The organism is Trueperella pecoris, assembly GCF_014926385.1.
GTDB lineage: Bacteria > Actinomycetota > Actinomycetes > Actinomycetales > Actinomycetaceae > Trueperella > Trueperella pecoris.
Genome location: NZ_CP053291.1, coordinates 485,717 through 509,770, shown reverse-complemented (window position 1 = coordinate 509,770; position 24,054 = coordinate 485,717). Strand labels below are relative to the sequence as shown.

The window sequence follows — 24,054 nt, the reverse complement described above, 5'->3', positions numbered from 1 at the left end:
AGCTCCCTTAGATCGTCGCGGCGTTACTTGGCCAGTGCTCGCTTCATCACTTCGGCGTAAGCTTCTTCGACGCCGCCCAGATCGCGGCGGAAGCGATCCTTATCCAGCTTCTCGCCCGTGTCGAGGTCCCACAGGCGGCAGGTGTCGGGGGAAATCTCGTCGGCGAGCACGATCGTGCCGTCGGCCAGACGACCATACTCAACCTTGAAGTCCACGAGACGCAGGTTGAGGGTGGCAAAATACTCCGTGAGGACGCGGTTGACCGTGAAGGTGTAGTCCTTGATCTTCTCGATCTCCTCAGGGCTAGCCAGCTTCAGGGCAAGCGCATGGTAGGAGTTGATGAGTGGGTCTCCCAGGGCGTCGTCCTTGTAGGAGAACTCGATCGTGGGGGCGTCGAAGACGATGCCCTCCTCCACGCCGTAGCGCTTGGCAAACGAGCCAGCCGACACGTTGCGGATGATGACCTCGAGCGGGACGATGTCCACCTTCTTCACGACCGTGTCACGCTCATTGAGTTCCTCGACGTAGTGTGTGGGCACCCCGTGCTCCTCAAGGACGCGCATCACGAGGTTCGACATGCGGTTGTTGACCACGCCCTTGCCCGCGATGGTGCCCCTCTTCTGGCCGTCGAAAGCGGTAGCGTCGTCCTTATAGGACACGACGACGTGGGCGGGGTTGTCCGTTGCGTAAACCTTCTTTGCCTTGCCTTCATAAAGTTGAGGTCCGTACATGTTCGATTCCTTTGTGTGGTGGGTGGGCCTGTGAATGTGTGGCCTGCGAAGAAAAATATGAGGGCGCCTGCTCGGCGCCCTCTGGTTTAGTTGAATTCGGCTTCTACTACCGCGTTCTTTTCGAGGATGGAAGCGCGCGTGGCCTCGCGGTCAGCCTCGATACGCGCGACAAGCTGTGGATCGGTGAGTGCAATGATCTGCGCGGCGAGGATGGCCGCGTTCTTCGCCCCATTGATGGCAACGGTGGCGACGGGCATTCCCGGCGGCATCTGAACGGTGGAGAGCAGAGCATCCATGCCGTCGAGGTGGGAGGAGGTCAGCGGGATGCCAATGACAGGCAGTGTGGTGTTGGCGGCGACGGCGCCAGCCAAGTGTGCGGCCATTCCTGCAGCGGCGATGATGACGCCGATCCCGTTCTCGCGCGCGTTGCGGGTAAATTCGGCCGCCTGATCAGGCGTGCGATGCGCCGAGAACACGTGAACCTCGTAGGGAACTTCCAAGGTGTCCAGCATGTTGGCCGCTTTGCGAACGATGGGAAGATCACTCGCGCTTCCCATGACGATTCCCACCTTGAGCACTGTTTCTCCCCCTGTTTGGCGATGCCGACTGGGCGCCGACGTCGTTATTTCATCTCAAGGAAACCGAGGAAGCAAATTATGTCTCGCTGGTCGGGACGGATCTCCGGTTATTCGTCTCATTATTAGGACAGCGCGCTCTCAGGTACCTTCACTACGCCGTTTGAGCGAGATATCCCAGGCATCACGCACGAACTGCCCGTTATCGGCTGCGAGTACCGGAAGATATTCAGATAGCCGCTCAATGTGCGAGGCAAAAGCGTCAGAAGCGGGATCCAGCCCGACAATCTCATCCAACGTTTTGCGCAGCCCACGCGCTTTCTCATCACCGGAAAGCAAGAAGCACATGTGGAGAATCTCTCGGGCATACTGCCGATCTTGTTCCGTCACCTCTTGCCCCTCATGCTCGGTCGCAGCAACGATCGGGATGACCCGCGCAGCGTAATCCTCCGCGTTAGCGTCCGACAATTCTTGGAACCCGACCATGGCGCCAATCCGCTCGAGACCGGCTCGTTGTTCTTCATAAAACTGACGCAAAGCGCCTTCCTCGTCAGGCAACCAAGCATCGGAAGCAAGGGCATAGGTCTTCTCAGCTATCGTCACCTCATACCTATCCTCCATCGCAGCATAGCCATCGTCAGTGGTGATCGCGTTGCTTCTTAGTCGTTGAACGCCAATGCCCGCATTCCCACTCGCACACGCGCTCAAGAGGAGGCAGCCGCAAAGAATCGCGCAAGTCCTTTTCATGGCGTCACCTATCTCCTTCCCTCTGCCACAATACTATGTCGCATATCACATAGGAATAGTGTGCCCGCGTCCCTAACCTCTGCGCAAAAGCCTGTATTTCGCGGCGAACCCGACGAGAATCGGTATTCGCAGGGGTTAGGGACGCTCACCAATAGAACATCCCCCGGAGCAGACTCCGGGGGATGTTCTCGTCTTCATGAGCGGAAACTAGCGGGTCACAACCGCCAGAACGTCACGCTGGGAGAGAATGATGTACTCATCCGCGCCGTACTTGACCTCGGTGCCTCCGTACTTGGAATAAATCACGGTGTCACCCACAGCGAGATCCATGGGCACGCGGTTACCGTTGTCATCAATGCGGCCCGGGCCCACAGCCACGACCTTGCCCTCCTGGGGCTTCTCCTTAGCGGTGTCCGGCAGAACAAGGCCAGACGCGGTGGTTTCCTCAGCTTCAACCTGCTGGATGACGATGCGGTCATCAAGCGGCTTAATGGAGACCGTCATGCGGTTCCTCCTTCTATCTCAAAAACTTCTCGCTGGCTAACCGCCGTCGCGGGGGCCGGTCAACACCAGTTCGTAGCGTTTGCTACCGAAATAAAGATTAACGCCCTTTTGGCACTCGATCAAGGCGAGTGCCAACCACGTCGCCTCGCTCCTCGCGAACGCTCCCCCAACCTCCGCCAAACCGGTGCGTCCCGATTATGAGACGATGGGATCGTGTCATTCCACAAACTCCTCAGCTCTGCCGGATGGGACCTTCTCGAAACCCTCCCGCCCTACGACTCATTGAGCGTCTTGACCCTGACAGAACGCCTGACGCGCGATGGCTACGATCGCGACCTCATCGCCGCCGCGCTCACCCAAAGTCGCCTGCGCGAGCGCGGCCGCGAAAAATTTGGTCCCTTCGCCAGCCGCATGCTCTTCACCCAAGACGGCCTCGAGCAAGCCACCCGCCTCAGTGTTGGCGCATTCCACGCGGCCCGCCTGCGCGAAGCGGGCGCGACGCACGTCATCGACATGGGGTGCGGAATCGGTGCCGACTCCATGGCATTTGCGGGGCTTGGCCTGCGCACGTCCTCCATCGAGATGGATCCCGAAGCGGCCGCCGCCGCGTACATCAACCTCACGCCTTTCCCCGAGGCACACGTCATCGAGGCAAACGCCTTTGACGTCGACCTCGTCTCACTCGGTGCCGACGCCATTTGGATCGACCCCGCCCGGCGCAGCAAGGGGCATCGCCTGAAGAACCCCGAAGAGTGGTCCCCGAAGCTCAGCCAGGCCATCGACATCGCCTCGCGCTTCGATTCCGCGGGCATCAAGATCGCCCCCGGCATTGACTACGAGGCGCTCCCCTCGGACGCCTGCGTCGAATGGATCTCCGCAGACGGCACGCTCATCGAAGCCATCATCTGGCTGGGCAAAGCGGCACCGACGCCCGGGCGCCGCGCCCTCGTCCTCACCGGCACCAATTCCGCCACACGCGGCGCGGGCGTGAGCGACCCGCGCACCCCGCACGTCGTCGTCGCGCCTCGCGAGCCGGGCCGGTTCATCTTCGAACCCGATCCGGCCATCATTCGCTCCGGCGCCATCGCCTCCCTGTGCGAGGAGTTCGGCATCGCACCCATCGCAGACTCCATCGCCTACCTCACCGGCGATACCCCCATCGATTCGCCCTTCCTCACTGCCTTCACCATTCGCGACGTATTCACCACCGAGCCAGCACCGCTTCGCAAGGCACTGACAAGGCTCGGTATCGGCCGCGTGGAGATCAAAAAACGCGGCACGCCCCTCGACCCGGAAGTTTTCCGCAAGAAGCTCAAACTCAACCCCAAGCTATCCGGGCAGGCCACGCTCATCGCCACGCCGACCATCACCGGTAAGCACCGCATCTTCCTCTGCGAGCGCTCGGTTCACGACGCCGTCGCTTGACTTGCGCGGCAATACCCAGAAGACTTTTCGGCAAACCGAAACGAGGGATCCATGCCGAATGAAATCTTTGCACTCGCGCTGACCGTGCTCGCCGGTTTGGCCACCGGAATCGGCGCAGCAATCGCCTTCCTCATCCGCAAACCAACACCGCGTCTGCTCTCCCTCGCACTGGGATTCTCGGCCGGTGTCATGTTGTACGTGTCCTTCACTGAAATGATGCCCACGGCAACCGAGATCCTCGGCGGCAACACGAGCGCTCAGTGGCTCACCGTCGCAGGGTTCTTCGCAGGCATCGGCGTCATTGCCGTCATCGACTGGCTCGTGCCGGAGGTCTCCAACCCCCACGAGTTCCACACCTCAACAGACTTTCTCTCCTCCCCCGGCGAGCCGACACTCGTCATCAAAAAAGAAGGCGAAACCCAGGCCAAACTCATGCGGATGGGCGTCATGACGGCCCTAGCGCTGGCCATTCACAATTTCCCCGAAGGCTTCGCCACCTTCGTCTCCGGCCTTTACGACATCGAGACAGCGGTACCTATCGCTATCGCCATCGCGATCCACAACATCCCCGAAGGTATCGCCGTCTCTGTGCCGATATACTTCGCAACCGGCTCACGCAAGAAGGCCTTCGGCTTGTCCTTCGCCTCCGGCCTATCCGAGCCAGTCGGCGCCGTCCTGGGTTACCTCATCTTGCGCGAAGTCATGAACGACACCATCTTCGGCGTCACCCTCGCCGCCGTCGCCGGCGTCATGGTCTACATTTCGCTCGACGAGCTACTGCCATCGGCCGAAAAATTCGGCAAGCACCATCACGCGATCTTCGGCCTCATCGCTGGCATGGCCGTCATGGCTCTCTCACTGCTTTTGCTCTAGAAATCAACTAACGACGCCGTCTGCCAGCCGGGGCCACAGACGGCGTCGTTTTCTCGCCAATTAGCGAACCACGATCGTCTCACGAGGCAGACCCGTGTTGACCGTGATGTCCAGCGGCGACGAAACTTCGCCGCTATTGGCCACCGACCATCCCAGGGCCGCAATCATCGCGCCGTTATCGGTGCAGTAGCGGATCGGAGGGATGCGCACGGTGACACCGAGCTCCTTCGCCCGCTCGTCAGCCATGGCACGCAGCATCGAGTTTGCCGAAAAACCACCGCCGACCACGAGCGTGTCGCATCCGTGCGTCTGGCATGCGGCAAACGCCTTCTCCACCAACACGTCACACACCGCAAACGAGAAACTCGCCGCGATGTCCGCCTTCGGCAGCTCCTCGCCGCGAGCCTGGAGACCCTCGACGTGGCGAGCAACAGCCGTCTTCACCCCCGAAAACGAGTAGTCGTACTGATGGGAAACCTTGTCCTTTCCGCGAGAGAGGCCACGGGGGAACTTAATCGCGTGCGGGTCACCCTGCTGAGACAAGCGATCAATATGCGGACCACCCGGGTAGGGCAGGTCAAGCAGACGGCCGACCTTGTCGAAGGCCTCACCGGCGGCGTCGTCCAGCGTTCCACCCAGCTCCTCAATCGTGTTGGCAATATTATCGATCTTCAGCAGGTGGGAATGCCCACCGGAGACCACCAGACCAATGAAACGGTCCGGGAAATCGCCGTGAACGAGCTGGTCGACGGCAATGTGCCCCACAATGTGGTTAACCCCGTAAAGCGGCTTATCAAGCGCGAGCGCCAGCGCCTTCGCAGCGGAAACGCCAATGGTCAGCGGGCCAACCAGCCCCGGTCCGGCCGTCACGGCAATCGCATCGACCTCATCCAAAGTGACGCCTGCCTGCTCCAGGGCGGCATCGAGCGTGGGAATGAACGACTCCAGGTGAGCGCGCGAGGCGATCTCCGGGATGATGCCACCATAGCGCGCAAATTCATCCATCGAGGTCGCCGTCACATCCGCGAGCAGTTCGCCGTTACGAACAAGAGCAATACCCGTCTCATCACACGAGGTTTCAATTCCAAGAATTAGTTCATTCACGGGCAATACTCTACCGCTCCTCACCCCAGACACCTTGCTTGGTGCGCGGAATCATAGCGCTGGCGGGCTTGACGGCCAGCGGGCCCGCGCCCAGCGCGAGCGATCTCGTAGAGCGGGCGGACGGCGTCGTGAAAACTCACAACCGAGCCGACGGGCGTTTCACACAACGGAATCACCGTCCACAATATGGTCACCTACGAGAATTTGGCCGAACACCGCAAAAATCGAGTCAATATCTGTGACACCTCGCCGCACGAGGCATCACATCCGCCACACAAGGGAGAACAGAGCATGAACCAACCACACACGAAACGCGAACAATGGAGCGGCCAATACGGCTTCATCCTCGCCGCAGTCGGATCAGCAATCGGCCTAGGAAACATCTGGCGCTTCCCCGGCGTCGCCTACACCAACGGCGGCGGAGCCTTCCTCATCCCCTATCTCGTAGCGCTGCTCACCGCCGGAATCCCCATCCTGCTACTGGACTACTCGCTCGGCCACCGCTATCGCGGCTCCTCGCCAGCCGTCTTCCGGCGCATCTCCAAAAAGTGGGAGGCGCTCGGGTGGTTCCAGGTCGTCATTTCCCTCGTCATCATGACCTACTACGCGGTCATCCTGGCCTGGGCCGTGCGATACATGTTCTTCTCCTTCAACGAGGCCTGGGGAAGCGACACACTGAACTTCTTCGTCGGAGACTTCCTCCAGCTCTCCGCACCCGGCGAAGGCGCCAACGTCGTGCCCGGCATCTTCTGGCCGCTCGTGGCCGTCTGGACGGCCGCCGCCATCGTCATCGCACTCGGAGTCACGCGCGGCCTCGAGAGGATCTCCCGCTTCTTCATCCCCTTCCTCATCGTGATCTTCGCGGCCCTCGTCATCCGGGCCCTCTTCCTCCCCGGCGCCACCGCCGGCCTCGATGCCTTCTTCACTCCCAACTGGGCCGCCCTCGCCGACCCACAGGTCTGGATCGCCGCCTACTCCCAGATCTTCTTCTCGCTGTCCGTGGCCTTCGGCATCATGCTCACTTACTCGAGCTACCTCGGCAAACGTACCAACGTCACCTCAACCGGCCTCGTCACCGGCCTGGCGAACTCCTCCTTCGAGATCCTCGCAGGCATCGGTGTCTTCGCGACCCTCGGATACATGGCCACCCAGCAGGGCGTCGGCGTGGGAGATCTCGAGGGAATCACTGGACCAATCCTGTCCTTCGTCACCTTCCCTGCGATCATCTCGCTCATGCCCGGTGGGCCCCTCTTCGGCGTGCTGTTCTTCGCCTCCCTCGTCATCGCGGGATTCACTTCCCTCGTGTCGCTCATCCAGGTGGTCTCCGCCGCCCTCCAAGAGAAGTTCGCGCTCGGCCGCCGGCTCGCCTCGCTGACCGCCACCGGCCTATCCGGCCTCGCCTCCGTCTTCGTCTTTTCCACATCGAACGGCCTCAACGCCCTCGACGTGGTCGACAAGTTCATCAACGAACTGGGCATCGTCACGGCAGCGATCCTCATGACCTTCCTCGTGACCTTCATCGCCAAGAAACTCCCCGTTCTGCGCCAGCACCTCAACCACTACTCGTCGCTGAAACTCGGCACGTGGTGGTATGCGCTCGTTGGCGTCGTCACGCCGGGCATCCTTGCCCTCACACTCGTCCTGACCGGCTACAGCCTCATCACCGAAGGCTACGGCGACTACCCCGAAACGTTCGTCTACCAGTACGGATGGTTCATGATCGTCGGCGTCGCGTTCGTTTCCTTCGTGCTGGCCTTCGTCCCCTGGCGCACGCCAGTTGACGACTACGATCCCGTCGTATTCCACGAGGCCGGCGCTTCGCTCGAATCAAAGCCGAGCAGGCCAGCATCTACTCCCGCCCAGCCTTCCGAGCAGTTTTAAGGAGCCACCATGGGAACTTCCGCCATCGTCATGATGATCATCGCCCTCGTCACCGTTTGGGGCGGCCTCGCCGCCGCAATCGTCCACCACGTGAGGGCAACCAACGCTGAATAAGTAAGCTGGGGGCCGGCATGCGGGCGTTATCCGCATGCCGGCCCCTGCTTTGCGCTCACCGCCACCAAATCCTGTGAGTATTTGGTTTTTGCTGAACACACATGCCGAAATTCCACAAAATCTCACAGCTTTTGGCAGGTGCGGCTGGCACCTGAGCGTGCCCGCCGGGCAGGGCCCCGCACCTGGGGTTGTCGGCTGGCCAACCTAGCCCGGCAACCTCGCCCGGCAACCCGGGTGCCGGAGCAGGCCCACACGCCACGTGCCTCCCCCGCATCAGCGAGGGAGGCACCCTGTGGTATTCAGTTGTTGACCTGCGAGCTACCAGCTCACCGGCGAAATCGCCTTAGCGGCCGTGCACCTGAGCCTTCATCAACTCGCGGTTCAGCAGCGAAATCAGCTCAAGCGGGACCTCCTTCGGGCAAGCCTCATGGCAAGCGCCGACGTTGGTACAGCCGCCGAAACCTTCAGCATCGTGCTGGGCGAGCATGTTGACGACACGGTCGTAACGCTCGGGCTGCCCCTGCGGGAGCAGACCGAGGTGGAGAACCTTGGCCGAGGTGAACAGCATGGCCGAACCATTCGGGCACGCAGCCACGCATGCGCCACAGCCGATGCAGGCGGCAGCTTCGAAGGCGCGGTCGGCATGCTCCTTGGGAACCGGAACCGAGTGCGCATCTGGCGCAGCCCCCGTGTTGACCGAAATGTAGCCACCGGCCTGGACAATGCGGTCCAGAGCGGAACGGTCAACAACAAGATCCTTCAGCACTGGGAAGGCTGCCGAACGCCATGGTTCGATCGTGATCGTGTCGCCATCCTTGAAAGTGCGCATGTGCAACTGGCAGGTCGTGGTCACCTTCGGGCCGTGCGGATCGCCGTTGATGACGATGCCACACTGACCGCAGATGCCCTCACGGCAGTCGGAGTCGAACGCCACGGGCTCCTTGCCCTCGGCAAACAACTCCTCGTTGAGCTGATCGAGCATCTCCAAGAAGGAGGCCGTATCGTCAACGTCGTTGAGAGTGTGGGTGTCGAAATGGCCCGAGTCCTTAGAGCCATCCTGACGCCAAAATTCGAGGTTAATTTTCACTTGTAGCTCCGCTGCTTCATTTCGACGAATTCGTAGTTGAGGTCTTCCTTGTGGAGAACCGGCGAGTTGCCTTCACCCGTCCACTCCCAAGCGGCGACGTAGGCGTACTTGTCGTCGTGACGCAACGCCTCGCCTTCCTCCGTCTGGGACTCGGCGCGGAAGTGTCCGCCACACGACTCCTGACGATGCAGGGCATCGATACACATGAGCTCGCCAAGCTCAAAGAAGTCGGCCACGCGGCCTGCCTTCTCCAAAGACTGGTTAAGCTCGGCTGCCTTGCCCGGCACACGAACGTTCTTCCAGAAGTCTGCACGCAACTCGCGGATCATGCCGATGGCCTTCTTCAGCCCCTCGGCGGTACGCTCCATGCCACAGTACTCCCACATGATCTGGCCGAGCTCCTTGTGGTAGGAGTCAACCGAGCGGGTGCCCTGGTTGTTAACAAAGAAAGCGACGCGATCCTCAACAGACTTACGTGCTTCAACTACAGCCGGGTGATCCTCAGTAAGCTTCTCGAACGGGCCATCGGCGAGGTAATCGTTGATGGTGTTCGGCAAGACGAAGTAGCCGTCCGCAAGGCCCTGCATGAGCGCCGAAGCACCCAGGCGGTTGGCGCCGTGGTCGGAGAAGTTCGCCTCACCAGCCACGTACAGGCCGGGGATCGTAGACATGAGATCGTAATCGACCCACAGGCCCCCCATTGTGTAGTGGACGGCCGGGTAGATACGCATGGGAACCTCGTAGGGGTTCTCGTCCGTGATCTGCTGGTACATGTCAAACAAGTTGCCGTACTTGGCAGAAACCGCGTCCTTGCCCATGCGCTCGATAGCCTCGGAGAAGTCGAGGTAGACGCCGCGAGCAATGCCACCGATCTCGGGGCCAACGCCACGGCCCTCGTCGCACATGTTCTTCGCCTGACGGGAGGCGATGTCGCGCGGAACGAGGTTACCGAACGAGGGGTAGATGCGCTCCAGGTAGTAATCGCGATCGGCTTCGGGGATGTCACGAGGATCCTTCTTGCAATCCTCGGCCTTCTTGGGAACCCAGATGCGGCCATCGTTACGCAACGACTCCGACATGAGGGTCAGCTTCGACTGCGATTCTCCGTGCTGTGGAATGCAGGTGGGGTGAATCTGCGTGTAGCAGGGGTTGCCGAAGTAGGCGCCCTTGCGGTGTGCACGCCAGATCGCCGTGGTGTTGCACCCCATGGCGTTCGTCGAGAGGAAGAAGACGTTACCGTATCCGCCGGAAGCGAGGACGACGGCGTCGGCGAGGTGGGTCTCGATCTCGCCGGTGACCATGTCGCGGGCGATGATGCCGCGGGCGCGGCCGTCGACGACGATCAGCTCAACCATCTCGTGGCGGTTGTAGGTCTTGACCGTGCCGGCCTTCACCTGACGCATGAGCGCCTGGTAGGCGCCAATCAGGAGCTGCTGCCCCGTCTGGCCACGCGCGTAGAACGTACGCGAGACCTGCACGCCACCGAAGGAGCGGTTATCCAGCAGACCACCGTATTCGCGGGCGAATGGGACGCCCTGTGCCACACACTGGTCGATGATGTTCGCCGAGACTTCAGCTAGGCGGTACACGTTCGACTCTCGGGCGCGGAAGTCGCCACCCTTGATCGTGTCGTAGAACAGGCGGTAGGTGGAGTCGTTGTCGTTCTTGTAGTTCTTGGCCGCGTTGATGCCGCCCTGTGCGGCGATCGAGTGAGCACGGCGAGCCGAATCCTGGTAGAAGAACGCCTTGACGTTGTAGCCCATTTCGCCAAGCGAGGCGGCGCCTGCGCCACCGGCGAGGCCGGTTCCAACGACGATGACGTTGAGCTTGCGGCGGTTGGCCGGGTTGACCAGGCGGGCCGAGAACTTGCGCTTCTCCCAGCGCTCTGCGAGCGGGCCGGCAGGAGCTTTGGTGTCCGCGATAGCTTCGCCTTCGCGGTAGAGGCCGTCAATGAGATTTTCAGTCATTTTCTTTCCTCCTCCTTAAGAAATGATGCCGAAGAGGATCGCGGTGGGCGGTGTCATGAAGCCAACGAAGACCGCAAGTGCAGCCAGGTTAGCGACGACCTTGTAGGCCTTCTCGCGGCTGGTGCGCGACAGGCCGAGGGTGGCCAGCGCCGACCACACACCGTGGTGGATGTGGAAGGACAGCGCGGCAATCGCGATCAGGTACACGACGTAAACCCACCAGTTCTCCATCTGGAAAGAACCGAGCATGCGGTGGTAGGGGCCCATCGCCACATAGTCGGCGTGGGTCCCGCCGATCGCGTTCACGTGAAGGGAAGTGAACTGCAGGATGTGGAAAACGATGAAGAAGGCAAGTGCGATGCCGCCCCAACGCATGAGGGAGCCCGTGTAGGAGTGGGAGAAGGTGACCTTCTTGCCAGCGTTTACCTTGTAGGCCTGGCCGCGGGCACCGCCGGCGCGGGCCCAGAGCTTGATCGCTGCGTAGGCGTGGATAAGAACAGAGGCGAGCAGCACGAAGCGCAGGACCCACAGCGTGCCCTCATGCGGGAGGACCGGGTAGAGGATCGTGCGCATCCAATGCGCGTAGCCATCGTATGCCTCAGCACCGACGAACATCTTGAGATTTCCGTACATGTGCATGAGGAGGAATAGGACAAAAAACAGGCCCGTCACGGCCATCGCGATTTTCAAAGCGACGGTGGTTCGACGGCCTTTAACATGATCAACAGTTGAAGTAGCCACGAGTTCGAATCTATCAAAACTTGCCCTTGATATATCGCCCGAACGGCCTAGATTTGGCCATTCTTGGACTGTTTTTATCCGCGATCACAGCAGCATTTTTGCGACACGCGCTCAGGAAGTCGCACCGAATCAACGGATTCCCGCCAAGCGCCCGTAAACCTTGATTTTCGTGAGATTACGGGTGCGTTATTCGCCCGGCGTGCTCGGCCGCCCCACAGGCAACTCTCACGACGCCGTCGGGGCCAGTTACCGGGCCAGGTCCAGTCGCATCAACACGGCGTCGTCGTCGTGGTAATACTTCTTGCGTAAACCCACCGTGTAGAAGCCGGCGCGCTCGTAGAGGCGCTGCGCTCCGGCGTCGGCGGACCGTACTTCGAGGAAGACGGCCTCGGCTCGGTGCGCGCGCGGAATCTCAAGCAGATGTCCCAGGAGGAACGCCCCAAGGCCGCGCCCGCGCAGGTGTTCGTCGATCGCGATGGTGAGCAGCTCGGCCTCGGGACCGTGCGAGATGCCTCCGAGCCCCACCACGCGCCCCTCGGGGCGAATGGGTCCCGGGTCGGCGACGAGGGCGAGGTAGCTGCGGTCTATGGCGCACAGTTCCGCCTCCCACACGGCCTCCGGCCAGGAATCAAGGCCGAAGTTCGCCGCATCGAATGCCGCAAGTTTTCGCCACCACGATGCAGCCGGGCGGATCAGCGCGAGGCCGGCCGGGGCCGGTGTAGCAGGGATCGGCGTCCCGCCGGGCTCGGTTCCGCCCGGAGGCGGCGAGAGTGGACTCAACGTCTACTGCCCGTGGATGTCGGGGCGGCGCAGGTACTGAGGCTCGGTGCCTAGGTCGATCTCCTCCCCCGCTTCGGCGCGGGCGCGCCGCGACTCAGCCAGGCGAGCCATGACAACCGGGGTGGGCATCACGATCGCGCGCTCCGCAACGCCATCGAGTTCGGGATACAGATCGGCGGACATCGCTGCGATGATTGCCGGCTCATGGCGCAGCTGGTCGGCGAGGTCGGCCGGCGCCATGACGTCGGCGGCGACGATCACGGCGACGTCGTCAGCGCCCATCGGACGCACGCGCATCGCGTAGACCTCCTTGCGGCGCGCGTCGATCATCGCTACAACCTCCTGGGCTCCACGGTCGGCAGCGGCGAGGCCAAGGATTTCGAGCGTGGACAGGCCGTACAAGGGCACGTTCCAGGCGCGCGCGAGCGTGCGCGCGGTCACGAGTCCAGCTCGCAGGCCGGTGAAGGCGCCGGGGCCGGTGCCCACCACGATCGCGTCCGGACGCGCGATGCCTGCCTGATCCACCACCGTGCGAATCAGCGGCGTCAGCTGTTCGGCGTGCTCGCGTGTGGAGGCCGACGACGACGCGGCGAGTTGACGATAGTGGCCCATCTCGGAACGGCATACGCCGACCTCAATGCCGGTCGATGAATCAATCGTCAGAAAGTCCACTGGAATTCTTGTCCTTCTTCTTGGGTGACTTGTATACGCTGACCTTCGTGCCCGAATCGCGGAATTTCATCTTCGATTCTCTCGCGCCAACGATTCCCTTCCGGCGAATGGCTGGCGCGGTCTCGGGCAAGGCGGGTTCTGGATCGGATTCGTCTCGCTCGGAACGCAACCACACCAGTGAGCCGACGAGAACGCCGATGGCGAGCAGAATCAGGGCGAGCGTGACCGGCAGGTTTCGGCCTTCATTGACGGTGACCGCGGGAACATCCTTGGGCGCGGCCGGCACCGGGGTGGAGCTCGTCAGCAGGCGCTCGCGCTGGGCGAGGAAGTCAACCGTGGGCACAGCGCCGAGTATGATCTTGGCGCCCGCGGTGTCGGCCGGCTCCACGGTGGATTCCCGCAACGCGAACCACGCGCTGAGCTGGGAGTCCCACAGGAAAACTACGCCCTTTTCGGCGCGGGCAATGGCAGCGCCGAGGCGGCCGTCGCCTCGCACGATTTCGTCCTTGGCGACCTCGGCATCGAAATTGACCGAAATAGCTCCCACCGGATCGTCGGCGCTGTAGATCGGAGCGATCCAGCGTTCGGAGGTCTGGATGGCCTTGTTCGGGGAGATGCCGCGACCAAGGACCGCCGTCTTCTGCGGGGCACCGACGCTCATGGCGGCAACCTCGTCCGTGTCGGCCTTGGGGAATGCCTCGCTGCCGTGGGAACGCACGGTGGCGGGCGCCTTATCACGGAACCAGGTCAGCACATGCTCCGGCGCCGGTTGCACATCATTCGGCGGCGCGGTGGTTGTGGCTTGCGCCGTTCCCACAGCACTCAGCATGAGCACCGCGAGCAGAAGGAGGAGCTTCCTCATGATTACTCCGTGGCCGATGCGAGATCGCCGACGTCCGCAAGCAACGCGTCCGCGAGCGCGGCGCCGCGTTCTCCGGTTGGTCGCAGCGTAAGGGTGCGGGGCTCATCGCCACCGAGATCCTCAGGCGCGATGTCGGAGTTGCCGCCCGTCGGGCGCTCGATGTCGATCTCGAGGCGCGAGCCGGTGAGCGATTCAACCTTGCCGCTTCCCCACTCGACAACGGTGACGGATTCCTCGAGCGAGGCGTCCAGATCGAGGGCATCGAGCTCCTCCATCGAGGTCAGGCGGTAGGCATCCACATGCACAAGGTCGATGCGGCCGGGGTGGATTTGGGCGATGACGAAGGTGGGCGAGGACACGTGATCTGCGACGCCCAGACCTGCGGCGATGCCCTGAGTCATGGTGGTTTTCCCCGCTCCGAGCGGGCCGTTAAGCATGATGAGATCCCCGGGCTGGGCGAGTTCGCCGAGCGCGCGGCCGACCCGGTGGATCGCTTCAACAGTTGGAACAACAAGCTTCATAGTGCCTCCCTCTGTGGGACATTCTACGCGTGCGACGCTAGGGGGCGTCTACGCGGGGAACGTGGGATCCGATACGCGTGACGACTTCATATCCGATGGTCTGCGTTTTCGCCCCCCAATCGTCCGCCGTGGCCAGGCCCTCCCGAGCGTCGCCGAAGAGCACAGCCACGTGGCCCGGCTCGATGCCCTCACCTTCGACGATGAACTGGTCCATACACACCTTGCCGCGGATAGGGCAGGTCTTACCGTTGATCGTCACGGACGCGGAGTTCGAGGCCATGCGGCCGATGCCGTCCGCGTAGCCCAATGGCACGACGCCGAGGTGTGCTTCCCCTGGCGTGACGTACGTGTGGTTGTAGGAGATTCCCGTGCCGGCGGGGACGTCCCGCGTCGTCATGACATCAGCTTCAAGCCTCATGACGGCCCGTAGGCCGAGGTCGGAGGCGGTCTGCACCGACGCGTCGGGACTCAGGCCGTAGAGGGCCACACCGGGGCGAACCATGTCGTAATGAGTGGCCGGGTGCCACAGGGTTCCGGCCGAAGCGGCCAGGTGCCTGATCTTCGGCACGACTCCCGCCTCCGCCAGCAGGGCGCCGGCTTGTTCGAAGCGCTCGACTTGGCGGGCCGTCTCCGGGTGGTCCGGCTCGTCGGCCCGGGCCAGGTGTGACCACAGCCCGACGACGTCGATCAGGTCCTCCTCTTCCAGCGCCGCGATGTGCCACCGTTGCTCGTCGAGCTCGCGGGGGCTCAGGCCGCCGCGGGCCATGGCCGTATCGACCTTGATGTGGACGCGCGCCGTCCTTCCCGTCGCTTTGGCTGCCTTGCCGACCTCCTCGAGCGCCCACACCGAGCCCACCGAGAGGTCGAGCTCGGCGCCTAGCGCCTCGGTCAGGTCGGTGCCGGGGGTGTAGATCCAGGTGAGGATACGGGCCTGGGGAATGTAGGAGCGAAGCTCGAGCGCCTCGGCCAGCTGCGCCACGCCGAACCAGCGAACGCCGGCCTCGTGGGCCCAGCGTGCGATGCGTTCAAGACCGTGGCCGTAGGCATTGCCCTTGACGATGGCCATAATCTCGGCCGAGGTGGCGTCCCTGATGCGGTCGAGGTTGTTGACGAATGCGCTCTTGGAGATCAGCGCACGGGAGGGAAATTCAGTCATGGAGGATTGCTCCGATCGTCGTGGGAAGTGCATGTGCGATGTCGAGTGCGCTGATCGGGTGGCCGACCCCGCCGCCAGAGGTTCTTGCAGCCCGCGCGGCCGCGTGCCCGTGGAGGTAGGCGGCCGCGGCGGCGAGCTTGGCGGGCATCCCGTCCTCGGCCGCCGCCGGGGCGTGAGCGGCCAGGAGCGTGCCGAGGAGCCCTGCGAGCACGTCGCCCGAGCCGGCCGTCCCTGCCCAACCGGGTGCGCCCGCCTGGGCGTAGACGGCGCCCGTCGGGCTGGCCACGATGGAGGTAGCGAACTTCGCCAGCACGGTGGCGCCCGTCATGTCCGCGGCGCGGCGCGCCGCCGCCACGGGGTGGCTTTCCACGCGGGTTCGGTCCGAGCCGAGGAGTTGCGCCAGCTCGCCGGCGTGCGGAGTCATGACCACGCTCTGGGGGACCTGCCGATCCGCCAGGAGGGCGATGGCTCCGGCGTCCAGGACAACAGGAATGCTATGTTCCACGGCCTCAGCGAGGGTGCTCGCGGCGCTGTCGAGTTCGGTCAGCCCCGAGCCGATGACCCACGCCTGCACACGCCCTGGGCCCGGAACAATTTCAGGAAAGGCGCGCACCACCTCCGGGCTGTGGCCCACGTATCGAATCATGCCGGGCCCGCCGCCCAGCGCACCCGCGGCGCTGAGCACCCCAGCGCCTGGATATCTTTCAGATCCCGTCAATAGGCCCACGACGCCGCGCGTGTATTTGTGATCGTTCGGCCCCGGGATCAACCACAAGCCCGCAACGTCGTCCCCTTCCAGTGAAGCCACTGTCGGTTCGGCCGGCAGGTGCACCTCCAGTCCCAGGTCAACGACGCCGACCTCGCCGCACGCATATTGGGCAGGAGGGAGCAGGTGGGCGGGTTTGAGGCATCCCATCGCCACCGTCTCATCAGCAAAAATCACCGGGCCGGGCAGGCTTGCGTCATCCACGCCGACGCCCGAGGGCACATCGACCGCGATGACGTGCGCCGACGATCCGCCCGCCTTCATGTCGGCCAATTCCGCGATCCAGCTCGCCAAGGGCTCGCGAGCTCCTCCCCGCACCCCGATGCCGAGCAGGCCATCTATCCACAGTGCCGCCTCGCTGGCCGCCTGCCGGAGGGAGGGCGAGGCGGCGCCGTCGAAATGAAGAAGCGTGACGCCCGCCCGGCGCGCCGCCTCTCGCCCTTGCGCATGAACCTTCCCGGCCAGGATCGCCGTCACGTCCGCTCCGCGCCGCGCCACATGGGCCGCCGCACAGAGGGCGTCTCCACCATTGTTTCCAGGGCCAACGAGCACAAGCACGCGCGAGCCAGCCACCCTGCCGCCACGGCGCAGGTACGCGATCGCCGCCTGCGCCAGAGCATACGAAGCGCGCTGCATCAGCGCCTCGCCGGCTGCAAGCAGCGGCTCTTCCGCACGCCGCACAGCTTGGCTCTCATAAGCTCGATGCATTGACCCTCCTTCTGTCCAACTCTACGCCGGTTCACAAAGAATAGCGGACAGGGCCTGGGCGCCAGATACGAAACCGCGCCACACGGAAAGCTGGGCTACCCGCGCGGCGCGGCAGACGGCGTCGTGCTACTCGACCGTGACCGACTTGGCTAGGTTACGCGGCTTATCCACGTCGAAGCCCTTCTGGCGGGCAAGCTCGCAGGCGAACACCTGCAACGGAATCACGCACACCAGCGGCATCATCAAGGTGGGTGTATCGGCAGGAACGCGGAAGATGACGTCGGCGTGGGCGTTCACCGAATCGTCGCCCTCCTGCGCAACGACAATCGGGCGGGCGCCACGGGCCTTCACCTCGTGCAGGTTGGAGACCACCTTGGCATGCAGCACCTCGCGGCGCGGCGTCGGGACGAGGATGAAAACAGGCAGGCCCTCCTCGACGAGAGCGATCGGACCGTGCTTGAGCTCGCCGGCGGCAAAACCCTCGGCGTGAATGTAGGCCAGTTCCTTGAGCTTCAACGCGCCCTCGAGCGCCACTGGGAAGCCCACGTGCCGGCCAAGGAACAGCACAGAAGTGGCCTCCCCCAGTCTCTGCGCAAGCTTCTTCATCTGCGCTTCCTGCTCGAGTACCTTCGCCATGCGGGCAGGCATGCGGGCAAGCTCGTCGAGGTAGGTGGCCACCTCATCGGAGAACTTGTTACCGCGCAGCTCCGCCAGGTACAGGCCCAGCAGGTAGCATGCCGCGATCTGGGCGGTGAAAGCCTTGGTAGACGCCACGGCAACTTCGGGACCGGCGTGGGTGTAGAGGACGGCGTCGGACTCGCGCGCGATGGTTGAGCCGTAGGTGTTGACGATGGACAGCACACGCGAGCCCTGCTCGGCGGCATGCCGGATCGCCATCAGGGTATCCATCGTCTCTCCCGACTGCGAGATCGCCACCACGAGCGTCTTGGCGTTGACGATCGGATCGCGGTAGCGGAACTCGTGGGCAAGCTCAACCTCGACGGGGATGCGGCACCAATGCTCAATCGCATACTTGGCAACGTGCCCCGCGTAGGCCGCCGTCCCGCACGCCACCACGATGATCTTGTCGATCGCGCACAACTCCGACTCGGGAATGCGCAACTCGTCCAGGCTCAGGTGACCATCGCGGGTGCGCCCGCGCAGCGTTTCCTCCACGGCCAAGGGCTGTTCGTGAATTTCCTTCTCCATGAAGGTGGCGTAACCGCCGGTCACTGCGGTCTCAAGATTCCAATCAACCTCGTAGGTCTCGCTCTGGACCGGGGTGCCGGAAAAGTCACTGACCTCAATCGAGTCCGCCCGTAACGTCACGATCTCGTCCTGGCCGATCGCGAGCGCGGTGCGCGTGCGTCCCACAAACGCGGCCACGTCCGAGCCGAGGAAGTTCTCCCCGGCCCCCACCCCGACGACGAGCGGAGAGTTGCGCCGGGCGGCGACGAGACGATCCGGCTGGCTTGCAGCAATGGCGACGATGGCGAAGGAGCCCTCGAGGCGGGCAACCACCTCGCGCATCGCCAGCGTCAGGTCCCCATGCTTGGCAACGGCCGGGGCGAGCAGGTGGGCGATGATCTCCGAATCGGTCTCGGAGGCGAAGACGGCGCCCTGTGCCTCGAGCTCGGCGTGAAGCTGGCCGTGATTTTCGATGATGCCGTTGTGGACAAGGGCCACGCTCCCATCCGGGGACAGGTGCGGGTGGGCGTTGGCGTCCGTCGGTGAGCCGTGCGTGGCCCACCGCGTATGGCCAATAGCGCCGACGGCGCCGTCAATCCCACGCCCCGCGATCGCCTCCTCGAGGTTAGGCACGCGGCCAGCCCTCTTCACCGCGTCAATACCGCCCTCGTTCACGACGGCGACTCCAGCCGAGTCATACCCGCGATACTCGAGGCGAGCGAGGCCCTCAAGCACCACATCGAGGGGCTTGCGTGAGGGGCGAACAGGTCCGATGTATCCAACGATTCCACACATGGATACAGAATCTACACTGCCCAAAAGTCCTACAAAAGCGGGGGATGCATCGCGAGACGACGCCGCACCCACGCCGCCCACGAATGTGCGAAACCGTGCCGTTCTTGGCAGACTTGAGGAATGGAACACGCTCTGTCGCCGTACGTCTCCTTCACCCACGACGAGTGGGCCGAGCTCGCGGCCAACGCCCCACTCCCGCTGACCCAGTCAGATCTTGACCGGCTCTCCTCCCTCGGAGACCCCATCGAACTGAGCGAAGCCGACGCCATTTACCGGCCGCTGTCCGCACTCATGCAGACCTATGCGACCTGCACGGGCAACCTTTTGAAAGAAACGAGTGGCTTTTTTGGCCGGCAGGCCGAACGAACCCCGTGGATCGTGGGTATCGCCGGCTCGGTCGCGGTTGGAAAATCGACCTCCGCGCGCCTCCTGCGCGAACTCCTTTCACGCTGGCCGTATACGCCCAACGTTGCGCTCGTGCCTACCGACGGTTTCCTCTTCCCCAACTCGGTTCTCACCGAACGCGGGCTCATGGGACGAAAGGGATTCCCCGAATCCTACAATCGCCGGGCGATCCTCGAATTTCTTCAGCACGTGAAGTCAGGCGCGCAGCATATCGAGGTCCCGGTCTACGACCACATCACCTACGACATTGTGCCCGGCGAAAAAATCGTGGTCGACAAGCCAGATATCCTCATCGTCGAGGGACTCAACGTCCTCCAGCCCGCGCGGCCGCAGGCCACCGAGCAGCTCGCTGTCTCGGACTACTTCGACTTTTCCATTTATCTCGACGCCGACGAGGCCGACCTCGAACGCTGGTACATTTCCCGTTTCCGCTCGCTCCGGCACACCGCGTTCTCCCACAAGGATTCATACTTCCGTTCGTATGCCAACCTCACCGACGAGGAAGCCGAGGCAACCGCGCACCAAATTTGGGCCTCCATCAACCTGCCCAACCTACGCGAGAACATCGCCCCCACGCGCTCACGCGCCACGGTGACGCTGACCAAGGGCAAGGATCACCGCATCGAGGAGATCAAACTCCGCAAGATCTAGGCTCGGCGAGGCCTGTGGGGGCCGCGGTGGTCCCCACAGGCACTGGCTTATAGTGCGAGCCTTTCGGCCACGACCGCGGCGAGATTCTCCGCCACGCGGTCGGTCTGCTCCTGAGTTTTAGCCTCGACCATGACGCGCACGAGTGGCTCCGTTCCCGACGCACGCAACAGGACGCGCCCTGTCTGGCCCAGCTCAGCTTCCGCGGCCGCAACCTCCGCCGCGATCTCTTCGGTGCGGGTCTTGTCCACATTCGGCACGTTGATCAGGCGCTGGGGCAACTCTTCCACCCAGTCGATCGCCTTGTGCAGCGGCTCCCCGCGGCGGGCGATCTCCGATGCCACGAGGATGCCGGTGAGGGTGCCGTCGCCCGTCGTCGCGTGATTGAGGTTAATCACGTGACCCGACTGCTCGCCGCCGATCACATAGCCCTTGGCCAGCATCTCTTCCAGGACGTAGCGGTCGCCCACGCCGGTCACCGAGTAGTCGATGCCCTCGGCGTCGAGAGCGAGGCGAAGGCCCAGGTTCGACATGACGGTGATGACGAGCGTATTGCCGGTCAGCTCCCCCTTCTCCTTCATGGAGCGAGCCAGCAGGCCCATGATGGAGTCGCCGTTGACGAGCACGCCGTTCGTGTCGACGGCGAGGCAGCGGTCGGCGTCGCCGTCGAAAGCGAAGCCCATGTCGGCGTCGGCAGCCTTGACCATCTGCTGCAGGCGGTACGGATGGGTAGAACCGGCGTTACGGTTGATGTTGCGCCCGTCCGGGCTGGCGTTGATGACGACGACGTCCGCGCCAAGTTCCTGGAAAACCTTGGGCGCCACGTGCGAGGCAGCTCCGTTGGCGCAGTCGAGGACCACCGACAGGCCGGTCAGGTCCGCGCCGACTGACACGAGGTGATCCATGTAGTGGCGGTCGGAGACGGCCGCGGACTCGTCGATCCAGCCCACCTCGGCGCCCACCGGGCGCTCCCAATCGGAGGTCAGGTTTGCCTCGATCCGATCCTCGATCGCATCATCGAGCTTGAAGCCGTTGGCGTTAATGAACTTGATGCCGTTGTCAGGCATGGCATTGTGCGAGGCGGAGATCATCACGCCCAGGTCGTATCCACGCGCCGAGGTTAGGTAGGCGATGCCCGGCGTCGGAATCTCACGCACGTGTTCAACGTCTACTCCAGCCGACGCCAAGCCAGCACCCACGGCGTGGGAAAGCATCGCCGAGGATTGGCGGGTATCGCGGCCAATGATCGCCTTCGGGCGGCCAACAGTGCCCTCGGCCAGCACACGCGCGGCGGCCTGCCCAAGCTGGAGCGCGAACTCCGGGGTGATCTCACGGTTTGCCAGGCCACGAACGCCGTCCGTACCAAAAAGTCGAGCCATCATTTTCTCCTTTACCCCCGCCGAATGCCACGGGGCTCATGCCCGGTTGCGGCGGTGAGTCGCTCAGTATTGCCTCAATTATCTCACGCACCCTCGTGGGGCATGGTGAACGTGAAGGAGCCGATTCTAGTGACTTTCCCACGTTGTCGGACAAATCTGTGCCCGGGTTGACGTTGCAGGCCCCCGCGCACTGCCACAATCCCACGCCCGGCGCGCAGTTCGCCTGCAGCCCTCGTCCAGCATCCCCCACATAGCGAGAGCCCCGCATGCGAAACATGCGGGGCTCTCGCGGCTGGAAGACCAGCCATGAAGCTTAACGCTTCGAGAACTGCGAGGCCTTGCGTGCCTTCTTCAGGCCGGCCTTCTTACGCTCGACGGCGCGAGCATCGCGGGTGAGGAAGCCAGCCTTCTTCAGGGCCGGACGATTCGCCTCACGATCGATCTCGTTGAGGGCGCGCGAAATGCCAAGGCGAAGCGCACCTGCCTGGCCGCCGGTGCCGCCACCCTGAATGCGGGCGATGACATCGAAGCGACCCTTGAGGTCGAGGAGGGTGAACGGATCGTTCACGAGCTGCTGGTGCAGCTTGTTCGGGAAGTAGTCCTCCAGCGTGCGGCCGTTGATGGTCCACTGGCCGGTGCCGGGGACGAGGCGGACGCGAGCAACTGCTTCCTTGCGGCGGCCGAGGCCTGCGCCGGGAGCGGTCAGGGAGGTACCCTGGCCGGTCTGCTCCTCAGCAGTCTCGGTGGTGTACGAGCTCAGTTCCTCGAGCTCTTCAGTTTCGACGGTGGTCTCTGCCACGGTTCTCCTTAGGTAAAAATTCTGGCCAGGGGGTTACTTGGCAGCCTTGAGCTCGTAGACCTCGGGCTTCTGAGCCGAATGCGGGTGCTCGGCGCCACGGTAGATCTTGAGCTTGGAGAGCTGCTGACGTCCGAGGGTGCCCTTCGGGAGCATGCCAGCGACAGCCTTGTAGACGGCGCGCTCGGGATTCTCCTCGAGAAGCTCGGCGTAGGAAGTAGCCTTGAGGCCGCCCGGGAAACCGGAGTGGCGGTAGGCCATCTTCTGCGTGTGCTTCATGCCGGTCAGAGCGACCTTATCAGCGTTGATAACGATGACGAAGTCACCGGTGTCAACGTGCGGAGCGAAGGTCGGCTTATGCTTCCCACGTAGCAGAGGGGCAACCTGAGCTGCCAGTCGGCCGAGGACGACATCAGTGGCGTCGATGACGTACCACTTCTTTTCAATGTCGCCGGGCTTCGGTGTAAAAGTGCGCACTTGCGTAGCCTTTTCTATTCAAGCTTGGCTAGCGGAATGGCTTGGGCCGCTATATGCCAAATGGTCAAATTCGCTGCCGTGCCATGACGAGTGGGAATGAGCATCAAGGCACAACGGTTTTTGATTCTAATCTGAGCCGTGGGCGCCGTCAAAGGTCTGCCCTGCGGTGTGGCCGGTTCCACGACGCCGTCGGCACGCCTTCCGACCGGCCACCCTGGCTCACCTTCTGGACGCATGGCGTCCGATGCGTGGGAAGCCCGCCACGGCGTTGTTCCACGCTTTAAGATCGAGGTGTGAAAGCTCTTGTTATTCAATCCGATTTCGGCCTCGACGACGGCGCTGTGGCCTCGATGTACGGCGTAGCCCTTTCGTGTGACCCATCTTTGCAGATTTACAACCTGACCCACAATATTCCTCCCTACAACATTTGGGAGGGATCGTTCCGTCTAGCCCAGACGATCGGCTACTGGCCCCAGGGCACCGTTTTCGTCTCGGTGGTTGATCCGGGCGTGGGCTCGGATCGCATGTCCGTTGTGGCGAAGACGGCAACGGGCCACTACATCGTGACCCCCGATAACGGCACGCTCACCCACGTTCACGCCATCTTCGGGATCACCGAGGTGCGCCAGATCGACGAGGGTGAGAACCGCCTGCGCGGTTCGGAGGCCTCCTACACGTTCCACGGCCGCGACGTGTACGCCTACACAGGTGCTCGCCTGGCAGCCGGAATCATTTCCTACGAGGAGGTCGGCCCTCGAATCGACCCGTCTTCGCTGGTGCTGCTGCCGCTCAGCGACACCATTGTCGAGCCCGACTCGATCACGGGAACGATCGACGCCCTCGACGTGCGCTACGGCTCTTTGTGGACCTCCATCCCCCGCGCACAGTTCCTTGATCTTGGGTTCCAGTTCGGAGACCGGGTGCGCCTGTACGTGACCCACAACGGCGGCGTCGTCCACGCCAACCACGTCACCTACGTCCCCTCGTTCGCCTCGGTCGAAGTCGGCGAGTCGCTCGCCTATGTCAATTCTCTTGATCGCATGGCCGTGGCCATCAACCGCGGTTCGTACGCACGAGCATTCGACATCGCCACCGGGCCCACGTGGCACATCACGCTCGCGAAGCTGTAAGTTTCGACCATCCACACACCGC

The 24,054-nt window shown here is 63.1% G+C and carries 24 protein-coding genes; 6 read left to right on the top strand and 18 right to left on the bottom strand.

Translation table 11 applies throughout. From position 1 onward, the window contains the following. Positions 1–23: 23 nt before the first annotated feature. From purC to groES, 4 genes are all read right to left on the bottom strand, one after another. The gene (gene purC, locus HLG82_RS02500) at positions 24–731 is read right to left on the bottom strand and encodes a phosphoribosylaminoimidazolesuccinocarboxamide synthase (RefSeq protein ID WP_193327156.1); all 708 of its coding nucleotides are present in this window, start codon (positions 729–731) and stop codon (positions 24–26) included. 86 nt (positions 732–817) lie between these two features. Further along, a complete protein-coding gene (purE, locus tag HLG82_RS02495) occupies positions 818–1,309 on the bottom strand; it encodes a 5-(carboxyamino)imidazole ribonucleotide mutase (protein ID WP_193327155.1) in 492 nt (163 codons plus the stop codon). A 138-nt stretch (positions 1,310–1,447) separates the two neighbouring features. After that, entirely contained in the window at positions 1,448–2,053 is a 606-nt protein-coding gene (locus HLG82_RS02490) for a peptidylprolyl isomerase PrsA family protein (protein ID WP_193327154.1), read from the bottom strand. Between the two features lie 207 nt (positions 2,054–2,260). Next, the gene (groES, locus tag HLG82_RS02485) at positions 2,261–2,557 is read right to left on the bottom strand and encodes a co-chaperone GroES (protein ID WP_024963390.1); all 297 of its coding nucleotides are present in this window, start codon (positions 2,555–2,557) and stop codon (positions 2,261–2,263) included. Between the two features lie 213 nt (positions 2,558–2,770). Between groES and HLG82_RS02480 the strand changes: the two genes are divergently transcribed. Next, positions 2,771–3,982: a class I SAM-dependent methyltransferase gene (locus HLG82_RS02480; protein WP_193327153.1), complete on the top strand. Its 1,212-nt coding sequence runs from the start codon at positions 2,771–2,773 to the stop codon at positions 3,980–3,982. A 51-nt stretch (positions 3,983–4,033) separates the two neighbouring features. Then, the gene (gene zupT, locus HLG82_RS02475) at positions 4,034–4,855 is read left to right on the top strand and encodes a zinc transporter ZupT (protein WP_193327152.1); all 822 of its coding nucleotides are present in this window, start codon (positions 4,034–4,036) and stop codon (positions 4,853–4,855) included. Between the two features lie 60 nt (positions 4,856–4,915). Here the strand turns inward: zupT and tsaD are convergent, their stop codons facing one another. Next, on the bottom strand, positions 4,916–5,959 hold the full coding sequence (gene tsaD, locus HLG82_RS02470; protein WP_193327151.1) for a tRNA (adenosine(37)-N6)-threonylcarbamoyltransferase complex transferase subunit TsaD: 1,044 nt from the start codon (positions 5,957–5,959) through the stop codon (positions 4,916–4,918). 291 nt (positions 5,960–6,250) lie between these two features. Here tsaD and HLG82_RS02465 point away from each other — a divergent pair, with 291 nt between their 5' ends. Further along, positions 6,251–7,840 (top strand): sodium-dependent transporter, encoded by a 1,590-nt coding sequence (locus HLG82_RS02465; RefSeq protein ID WP_193327150.1) that lies wholly within the window; start codon positions 6,251–6,253, stop codon positions 7,838–7,840. Between the two features lie 9 nt (positions 7,841–7,849). Next, the gene (locus tag HLG82_RS02460; protein ID WP_193327149.1) at positions 7,850–7,954 is read left to right on the top strand and encodes a methionine/alanine import family NSS transporter small subunit; all 105 of its coding nucleotides are present in this window, start codon (positions 7,850–7,852) and stop codon (positions 7,952–7,954) included. Positions 7,955–8,297: 343 nt separating this feature from the next. On the opposite strand, the gene HLG82_RS02455 is transcribed toward HLG82_RS02460, so the two are convergent. The 10 genes from HLG82_RS02455 to glmS all read right to left on the bottom strand — a co-directional run bounded on the left by HLG82_RS02455 (position 8,298) and on the right by glmS (position 19,197). Further along, the gene (locus tag HLG82_RS02455) at positions 8,298–9,041 is read right to left on the bottom strand and encodes a succinate dehydrogenase/fumarate reductase iron-sulfur subunit (protein ID WP_193327148.1); all 744 of its coding nucleotides are present in this window, start codon (positions 9,039–9,041) and stop codon (positions 8,298–8,300) included. Then, positions 9,038–11,008: a fumarate reductase/succinate dehydrogenase flavoprotein subunit gene (locus HLG82_RS02450; protein ID WP_193327147.1), complete on the bottom strand. Its 1,971-nt coding sequence runs from the start codon at positions 11,006–11,008 to the stop codon at positions 9,038–9,040. Before HLG82_RS02450 ends, HLG82_RS02455 begins: the two co-directional genes overlap by 4 nt. Positions 11,009–11,023: 15 nt before the next feature. After that, positions 11,024–11,749: a succinate dehydrogenase cytochrome b subunit gene (locus HLG82_RS02445; RefSeq protein WP_246462268.1), complete on the bottom strand. Its 726-nt coding sequence runs from the start codon at positions 11,747–11,749 to the stop codon at positions 11,024–11,026. Positions 11,750–11,995: 246 nt separating this feature from the next. Next, a complete protein-coding gene (locus tag HLG82_RS02440) occupies positions 11,996–12,529 on the bottom strand; it encodes a GNAT family N-acetyltransferase (protein WP_193327146.1) in 534 nt (177 codons plus the stop codon). 3 nt (positions 12,530–12,532) lie between these two features. Next, positions 12,533–13,201: a tRNA (adenosine(37)-N6)-threonylcarbamoyltransferase complex dimerization subunit type 1 TsaB gene (gene tsaB / locus HLG82_RS02435; protein WP_193327145.1), complete on the bottom strand. Its 669-nt coding sequence runs from the start codon at positions 13,199–13,201 to the stop codon at positions 12,533–12,535. Further along, positions 13,182–14,063 carry a hypothetical protein gene (locus HLG82_RS02430; protein ID WP_193327144.1) on the bottom strand — a complete coding sequence of 294 codons (882 nt, stop codon included), beginning with the start codon at positions 14,061–14,063 and terminating at the stop codon, positions 13,182–13,184. The genes tsaB and HLG82_RS02430 overlap by 20 nt, the downstream gene beginning before the upstream one ends. A 2-nt stretch (positions 14,064–14,065) precedes the next feature. Beyond that, on the bottom strand, positions 14,066–14,584 hold the full coding sequence (gene tsaE / locus HLG82_RS02425; protein WP_193327143.1) for a tRNA (adenosine(37)-N6)-threonylcarbamoyltransferase complex ATPase subunit type 1 TsaE: 519 nt from the start codon (positions 14,582–14,584) through the stop codon (positions 14,066–14,068). A gap of 37 nt (positions 14,585–14,621) precedes the next feature. Continuing rightward, the gene (alr, locus tag HLG82_RS02420; protein WP_193327142.1) at positions 14,622–15,740 is read right to left on the bottom strand and encodes an alanine racemase; all 1,119 of its coding nucleotides are present in this window, start codon (positions 15,738–15,740) and stop codon (positions 14,622–14,624) included. Further along, positions 15,733–17,214 carry an NAD(P)H-hydrate epimerase gene (locus HLG82_RS02415; protein WP_193327141.1) on the bottom strand — a complete coding sequence of 494 codons (1,482 nt, stop codon included), beginning with the start codon at positions 17,212–17,214 and terminating at the stop codon, positions 15,733–15,735. Before HLG82_RS02415 ends, alr begins: the two co-directional genes overlap by 8 nt. A 126-nt stretch (positions 17,215–17,340) precedes the next feature. Next, positions 17,341–19,197, bottom strand: a complete 1,857-nt coding sequence (gene glmS, locus HLG82_RS02410; protein ID WP_193327140.1) for a glutamine--fructose-6-phosphate transaminase (isomerizing) — start codon at positions 19,195–19,197, stop codon at positions 17,341–17,343. A gap of 120 nt (positions 19,198–19,317) precedes the next feature. Here glmS and coaA point away from each other — a divergent pair, with 120 nt between their 5' ends. Beyond that, complete coding sequence (coaA, locus tag HLG82_RS02405) at positions 19,318–20,253, top strand: type I pantothenate kinase (protein WP_193327139.1); 936 nt, start codon at positions 19,318–19,320, stop codon at positions 20,251–20,253. 47 nt (positions 20,254–20,300) lie between these two features. Here the strand turns inward: coaA and glmM are convergent, their stop codons facing one another. The 3 genes from glmM to rplM all read right to left on the bottom strand — a co-directional run bounded on the left by glmM (position 20,301) and on the right by rplM (position 22,902). After that, the gene (gene glmM, locus HLG82_RS02400) at positions 20,301–21,629 is read right to left on the bottom strand and encodes a phosphoglucosamine mutase (protein WP_193327694.1); all 1,329 of its coding nucleotides are present in this window, start codon (positions 21,627–21,629) and stop codon (positions 20,301–20,303) included. Between the two features lie 313 nt (positions 21,630–21,942). Further along, on the bottom strand, positions 21,943–22,428 hold the full coding sequence (gene rpsI / locus HLG82_RS02395; protein ID WP_193327138.1) for a 30S ribosomal protein S9: 486 nt from the start codon (positions 22,426–22,428) through the stop codon (positions 21,943–21,945). A gap of 33 nt (positions 22,429–22,461) precedes the next feature. Beyond that, the gene (gene rplM / locus HLG82_RS02390; RefSeq protein WP_062613548.1) at positions 22,462–22,902 is read right to left on the bottom strand and encodes a 50S ribosomal protein L13; all 441 of its coding nucleotides are present in this window, start codon (positions 22,900–22,902) and stop codon (positions 22,462–22,464) included. Between the two features lie 293 nt (positions 22,903–23,195). Between rplM and HLG82_RS02385 the strand changes: the two genes are divergently transcribed. Further along, on the top strand, positions 23,196–24,032 hold the full coding sequence (locus HLG82_RS02385; protein ID WP_193327137.1) for an SAM hydrolase/SAM-dependent halogenase family protein: 837 nt from the start codon (positions 23,196–23,198) through the stop codon (positions 24,030–24,032). The last annotated feature ends 22 nt before the right edge of the window (positions 24,033–24,054 follow it).

Excerpts from the sequence above, each read along its gene's own strand:
- purC (WP_193327156.1), bottom strand. The coding sequence starts at position 731 with ATGTACGGACCTCAACTTTATGAAGGCAAGGCAAAGAAGGTTTACGCA.
- HLG82_RS02490 (WP_193327154.1), bottom strand. The coding sequence starts at position 2,053 with ATGAAAAGGACTTGCGCGATTCTTTGCGGCTGCCTCCTCTTGAGCGCG.
- groES (WP_024963390.1), bottom strand. The coding sequence starts at position 2,557 with ATGACGGTCTCCATTAAGCCGCTTGATGACCGCATCGTCATCCAGCAG.
- zupT (WP_193327152.1), top strand. The coding sequence starts at position 4,034 with ATGCCGAATGAAATCTTTGCACTCGCGCTGACCGTGCTCGCCGGTTTG.
- HLG82_RS02465 (WP_193327150.1), top strand. The coding sequence starts at position 6,251 with ATGAACCAACCACACACGAAACGCGAACAATGGAGCGGCCAATACGGC.
- HLG82_RS02460 (WP_193327149.1), top strand. The coding sequence starts at position 7,850 with ATGGGAACTTCCGCCATCGTCATGATGATCATCGCCCTCGTCACCGTT.
- HLG82_RS02450 (WP_193327147.1), bottom strand. The coding sequence starts at position 11,008 with ATGACTGAAAATCTCATTGACGGCCTCTACCGCGAAGGCGAAGCTATC.
- HLG82_RS02430 (WP_193327144.1), bottom strand. The coding sequence starts at position 14,063 with ATGAGGAAGCTCCTCCTTCTGCTCGCGGTGCTCATGCTGAGTGCTGTG.
- tsaE (WP_193327143.1), bottom strand. The coding sequence starts at position 14,584 with ATGAAGCTTGTTGTTCCAACTGTTGAAGCGATCCACCGGGTCGGCCGC.
- alr (WP_193327142.1), bottom strand. The coding sequence starts at position 15,740 with ATGACTGAATTTCCCTCCCGTGCGCTGATCTCCAAGAGCGCATTCGTC.
- HLG82_RS02415 (WP_193327141.1), bottom strand. The coding sequence starts at position 17,214 with ATGCATCGAGCTTATGAGAGCCAAGCTGTGCGGCGTGCGGAAGAGCCG.
- glmS (WP_193327140.1), bottom strand. The coding sequence starts at position 19,197 with ATGTGTGGAATCGTTGGATACATCGGACCTGTTCGCCCCTCACGCAAG.
- coaA (WP_193327139.1), top strand. The coding sequence starts at position 19,318 with ATGGAACACGCTCTGTCGCCGTACGTCTCCTTCACCCACGACGAGTGG.
- glmM (WP_193327694.1), bottom strand. The coding sequence starts at position 21,629 with ATGGCTCGACTTTTTGGTACGGACGGCGTTCGTGGCCTGGCAAACCGT.